A 6,357-nucleotide genomic window follows, 5' to 3' on the forward strand; every position below is an offset into this window, starting at 1 on the left:
GCGGAGGTGTCGTGGCCGGTGGCGGAGGGAACGCCCGGCCGGGACCGGGCAGGTTGCCGCCGTTCTTGTTGTCGGCCTCCGTGATCACGAAGGTGAGGTAGCGGGACAGCGCGGACTCGGCCCAGTTCATGCCCAGCTCGCCGAGTCCGCCCTTGTGGAAGACCCGGGAACCGGTGGACAGATGCCAGGCGTTGCGCGCCAGACCGATGCTCACACCGCTGAACAGGGAGCCCGCGGCGCCCCACCCGCCGGCCACGAGCGCGTCCCAGCCCTTGACCTCCTGGCCGTTGACGCCAAAGACCGAGGCACTGATGGCGTTGCTGACGAACGCGCTGACCGCGCCGGTGGCCAGGCCGAAGGTGTTGGCGTAGGTGGCGTTGCGCCAGCGGGTGGCCTTGTCCTGGGCGGAGAAGTCGGTCCCCCAGTCGTCGGTCGCGGTGGTCTGGGTCTGGTTCGGGTGCCCGCCCCAGTCCATCGTGCCCATGCGGTTCTTCAGCCAGCCCAGGCGGGTCTGGTTGTAGAGCACGGTGAGCCCGCTGTTGAAGGTGCCGCCGACCGCGCCGGCGAGCAGCGCCTTGTAGACGTCGGTTTCGGTGACGTCGCCGGTGGTGGCGGCCGTGATCACCAGGCCGGCGGTGAAGTCGGTGACGAAGCCCGTGGCGAACGTCGTCAGACCGCTGCGGAGCTCGCGCTGCCACATCGGCATCTCGACGACATCGCCGTCCCTGAAGCCCGTGAACGGGCCGTGCCACACGTCCTGGATCTCCCGCAGATGGCCCATGAACTCGACGTCCGCGCCGCGGAAGTCCACCTCCCGGCCGATCCGAGCCCAGCCGCGGCTGCCGGGCAGGCCGATGTCGCCGCCGATCCGGGGCAGGCCCCCCGACAGGAACTGCAGGACTCTGGCCGGACCGGAGGTGCTCACACGGCCGAACGTGTCGGTCGTCCAGACCCTTCCGTTGACGCTGCGCCGCTGGACCAGGTGGCCGTTCTGGAACTCCGCCCACTGGCCCCACTGCTTGTCGACCACCCGGTGGCGGCCGGGGACGCCGTCCACGGCGACGCGCTCGCGGAAGACCTTGGCGGCGTCGTACTCCTTCCAGACGTCGGGGTCGACGCGGACGGTGGCGGGCGGCTCGAAGCGGCGGGCGGAGTCGGCGAGGAGGTCCGCCAGTGTGCCCCTGGAGAGGGGCGCCGCAGGCGCCGCCGGCGACTGCGGGGTGAGGATCTCGTACTGGTACTCGCGGACCCGGCCCCCGACCAGCCGTCTGACCTCGTGGCCGTCGACGAGGTCCCGCCACTGCCCGTTGCCGGTGTCGTCGTGCACGCGGACGCCCTCGGAGTGGACCGAGCCGTCGGCGGCCCTCCTGGTCCACTTCCAGGTGCCGTCGTCCTGCCGCCCCGCGTCGATCCAGGAGCTGCCGGTGTCGGTGGCGTGACGCTCGCGTACGAGGGTGCCGCTCGTGTCGAAGTCCTTGAACGAGTCGTCCCAGGGCCGCGAGTAGAACGAGCCCCGGTTCTGCCTGCGTATGCCCTCGCCGATGACGGTGTCCGGGGCGCTCCGGTCGTACGACTTCCAGGTCCACCTGGTGCGGTAGGGGCTGCCGGACGACTCCACGATCTTCCTGTCCACCAGGTCGCGGCGGCCGGAGATGTGCTGCTGGGAGTTCCTGTCGACCCAGAAGCCGGCGTTGTCGTGGAGGCGGAGCTCCTCGGTGGAGGGGGCGTCGTGCAGGTACTCCCGGGTCCCCTTGCCCTGGCTGCGCAGCTGTACCCGTTCGACGCCGTTCTCGTCGCTGAAGAGGTCCCGCCACCGCCCGGAGCCGTCGACGTGCCGGGTACCGGTCCGGCCGGTCGTCGTGTCCTTCCAGTGCAGTTCGTATGAGCCGCCGTTGCGGAACTCCGGGACCGGTGCCCACCGCGTGGGGTCCTCCGCGCTGCGTCCGACCTCGATGACGTGGCCGTTCTCCAGCTTCCGGCTCTCCCGCACGACGCGGCCGTACTGGTCGATGTCGATCCAGTTGGAGCCGGTGGGGCTGAGCCGGACGCCGGTCACCTTGGTGCCGTCGGCCGCGGTCTCGGTCCAGAAGCTGACCCGGTGCAGGGACTCGCCCGTGAACAGGTCGCTGAAGAAACCGTCGAACGGGTTGCGGCCCGCGGCGGACTTCCAGAAGGAGGCGGGCGGACGCATGTCGGCGAACCGCTTGACGAGGAGGCTCCCGCCGTCCGACAGCGCTTCCAGCCGCTCGATCTGGGCGTTCGTCGGATTGAAGCCGGTGTAGTCGCCGACGTCGATCCGGCCTCCGGCCGGGGCGAGCCCGGGCAGCACCGCGTGCTCCTGGTACATCCGGGAACCGTGCAGACCGCCGAACGGCCAGGTCTGACCGTGACTGTGGGCCACCGTCTCCACGCCGGTGACCGGGTCGAGATAGGTGTCCTTGAAGGCGACGTGGTTCCAGCTCCAGTGGCGGTCCCCGGACAGGACCTCGGCGCCGTCCTTGCCGAAGCGCTGCCACGTCCAGTGGCCGTCCGTCCCCTTCTCGGCGCGGAGGAGACCACCGTCGATGGCCTTCGTGTACGTCCGTACGTCGGCGGTGTTGAGGACACGCCAGGAACCGGCCGGCACATCGTGGACCGTGCGCAGGTCCACGTCGCCAATCCGCTCGCCGTGCCGGAACCGGCTGCCCGCGCCGTTGAACTCGGTCCACCGGGCGCGTCCCGAGCGGCTCACGTCGACATGCAGGGTGTTGCCGTTGCCGAGCACCTCGCGTTCGAAGACGGTCACCTTGCCGGGGCTCGCCGCGGCCAGCCTGAACTGGCCGGTGCCGGACCTCTCCACCGTGACGGTGTCGAACATGCCGGTGAACGACGTGCCGTCGGCGTCGGTACGGACCGCCTTGCCGGCCACGTGGTCGATCCTCCAGAACTCACCCGTGGCCCTGCCGCCCTTCCCGCGGATGGCGATGGTCTCGTCCAGCAGCGTGCCGCCATGGGCGTCGAACACCGACCGCTCCAGCGGATGGGCCGCCGTACCGGTGGGGACCAGCGCGATCCGGCCGTCGTCGAGCCGCTCCACACGTAGCACCCCGGACGGGTTGCCCGCCGTGTCCAGCACCTGTGGTACGCCGGCGGGCGCGTCCGAGTCGAAGCGGAGCAGTCCCCGATCGGCGGACAACTGCACGTCCCGTACGGCGAAGGTGCCTTCGGGGCCGTAGTGCCACCGTGTGACGCCGGACGCGTCGGTGACCGTGAAGCCCCCGCGCACCTCCGCCGGGGCGCTCGCGGCGAGATCCGTGAGGGTGAGGGAGTCGTCGGCCGGGCGGGCGCCCGTGAACTCGAAGGAGGTGGGGGTCCACGGCCCGCCGTCGGCCGAGCGTCCGGTGACGCCGAGCCTCAGCCCGTCCAGCTCGACGGGGCCGCCGCGCAGGAACACCTCCTGGCGGACGAGTTCGAGCTCCGGGCCGAAGTTCGTGGTCAGGTCCGACGGGGTGTGGGTGACGGTGTAGTGGCTGCCGCCGGGTCCGCCGTGCGGTGTCGGTGTGACGGTGAAGTCGCCGACGGTGCGAGCGACGCCGCTCTCCAGGTCCTCCAGACGCGTCGCCGAGGGCAGGTTCAGATAGTGCCGCAGAGCCCTGGCGGCTCCCCGCCTGATTTCTGCGTGGGCCTGGGCGGTGACCTCATGGAGTCGGTTGCGGGGCAGATCCGGGCCCGAGCCGAACGTGCTCAGCGGTTCGGAGCCGTCGGTGGTGTGGGGAGAGATCGGGGATTCGGGGGCCGTGTGCCAGGAGTCCGGGGATTCGGGTGCGGTGTGCCAGGAGTTCGGGGATTCGGGCGTGGTGTGTGGGGAGGTCAGGGATTCGGGTGCGGTGTGCCAGGAGGCCGGGGACTCCGGCGCTATGCGCGGGAGGTCCGGGGCTCCGCCGATGCCCGTCGGGTTTACCGCGGTGTTCTCCGGCAGGGCGCGCCCCGCCGTCGCCTCGTCCAGGGTGCGGTCGAAGATCCGCGTCATGTCGGTGACGCCCTCGTCCAGCGGGTCGTCCAGCCGGACGGGCGGAGCGTCGGGTACGCCCTCGGTGTGGCGCAGGAAGCCCGAGCCGTCGCGCGACGGCAGGTCCCGGAACGCGAGGCGGCCGTCGGCGTCGAAGTGGAAGCGGCTGCCGGTCACCGTGTCGGTCACGGTGAAGCCGTCGGGCAGCCGCGCCGCGAGCGAGCCGTCCACCGGGGCCAGTTGGAAGGAACCGGCGAGGTGGGGCGGGCCGGTCAGTTCGAGGACCCGGGACGTGGCTCCCCCCGCTCCGGGGGTGACCGTCACCCTTACGCCCAGTCCCGACGGGCCGTCGAGACCGTCCAGGGTGAGCGGCAGCTCCTGCTGACGCAGCATGCCGCTGCCGTCGAACCGGAACACGGCCTGGGGACCACCCGCGTCCGTACCCGCTACGGGCACCCGGACCGTCGTCGTCCCGGTGACCGCCCCGGAGGCGTCCCGGACCGGTGGTGTGATCGAGCTGCCCGGGAGGGGGAGCCCGTCCGTGCCGACCACTTGGGGCATGGCATGGGCCCCGCCGTTGCCGAAGCGCAGCGAGAAGTCGGTGCCGGGCAGCGGCAGTTCCCGGAACTCCAGCCGACCGATGGCGTTGAACTGCCAGTGCGTGCCCCCTTGCCGACCGGTGACGGTGAAGCCGCCGCCCTCCCGGGCGGTCACCGCGGCGTCCGGCAGGCGTGCCGGGCCGCCGGGTGCGGTGAGGTCCACCAGCTCCATCCGGACCGACGCCGGGGCGGTGCCGGTCGCCGGGAACTCGGTGATCCGCAGACCCAGCCCGCGCAGGTCACGTACACCGGACAGGGGCACGTCCCTGACGGAGGAGACGAACTCCCCGGGGAGCGCGGTGCCGTCGGACGGGCCGGCAGCGTGCAGGGTGCCGGGCGGAACGGCTTCCGGGACGACGATGCTGCCGTCGGCCACGGACACCAGGGGGAGGCCATCGGGGCCGAACCTGGTGACGCCCTGCGGGGAGGTGACGGTGTAGACGCCTTCTGCGGTGTCGAACCGCACGGTCGTGCCGGGGACGACGCCGGCGTCGTTAGTGAGGACCCAGTTGCGGGTCGGGCCGGGCTCGGCTGTGATCCACTGACCGGTGGGCCGCCCCAGCTCGTCCTGCAACCGCAGCTGGCCGGTGCGCAGTTCCAGCGGATCCGGGGAGCCGGCCGCCGCGCGCCATTTGACGAGGGCGGGCATGACGACGACGTCGTTCGTGACGGTGTCGCCCGGCCGGACGGCTCCGCCGATCCCGTCGACGCCGACCCCGCGGACCGCCCCGCTCTCGGGAAGGATGTCGGCGAACACGATCACCCTGGCCTTGTCGCCGAACTCACCGGCCAGCTCGTTCGCGAAGTCCCCGTCCCGGACGAGGACCCGGTTCACCCGGATCCGGGTGTCGACCGGGAACGTGACCTCCGCCTCGGCCGGATTCTCCGAACCCAGCACGCGCCCCGGGTGGTTCTGTTCCGGCAGGTCGAACTTCCAGATGACGGCCTTCGAGCTCACGAAGTTGTGCGTCATCGGACTGGCGGTGGTGGTGGACATGATCCCCGACCAGGAGATCGTCCGACCTACGTCGTGGTATCCCCCTCCGCGATAGCTCGCCGGGTCCAGAATTTCGTCGAACGACGCGAAGATCTGCTGGCCGTCGCCCCGTACCACGGTGTTGCCCGGAATCACCGGGGCCGGGAAGTCGTCCCACGCCCGGTGGATGGACTTGATGCTCTCGTGCCACCTGTTCAGATCCTGCAGGTCCCAGGACTGTGTCGTCTCCGCGGTCGCGTACCCGCGTTCCGTGGCGATCTTCTTCCAGTTCTCCAGGACGTCGTCCGCCCGGGCCGAGAAGTCGAGAGCGACGTCCCGCACCTGCGCGGCCGTGTACCCCGCCTTCTCGAACGCGGCCAGCAGCGGATTGATCGAGCGGTACCCCGAGCTCAGGTACATGCCGCCCTGCTGGAGATCCGCCTTCTTCAGCTGCTCCGCCGCCCTCTTCAGCTGCTCGGCCTCGAACGCCTGGCGTGAGGCCGCGGCGTTGTCGGGGGTCGACCAGCCGCGGTCGACCGGGGTGACCGTGGCGGTCGTCCCGTCGATCGTGTTCTTGATCTTGTAGCGTCCGAACTGGTCCATGCGTTCGATCCGCCAGTGCGAGGTGTCCCCACCGGGCTCGTGCCTGACCACGGGGGTTCCGGCCTCCAGCCGGCTCCCCAGCCCGTGCGGGCCCCCGTCGGCTGGTGGAATCGGCGCCTTGCCCCCGATTCCCTTTCCTGGCAGCGGAACAGAGGGCCCGGAAGGCACGGCCGGAGCACCCGGTGCCCGTG

Annotated in this window: 1 pseudogene; it reads right to left on the minus strand. The window is 71.2% G+C overall.

The features are described 5' to 3' along the window. A pseudogene (locus FNH08_RS41760) lies at positions 1-6,166 on the minus strand (hypothetical protein); the annotation flags it as partial. Positions 6,167-6,357: the final 191 nt, after the last annotated feature.

Origin of the sequence: Streptomyces spongiae, from assembly GCF_009377185.1 — a bacterium.
GTDB lineage: Bacteria > Actinomycetota > Actinomycetes > Streptomycetales > Streptomycetaceae > Streptomyces > Streptomyces spongiae.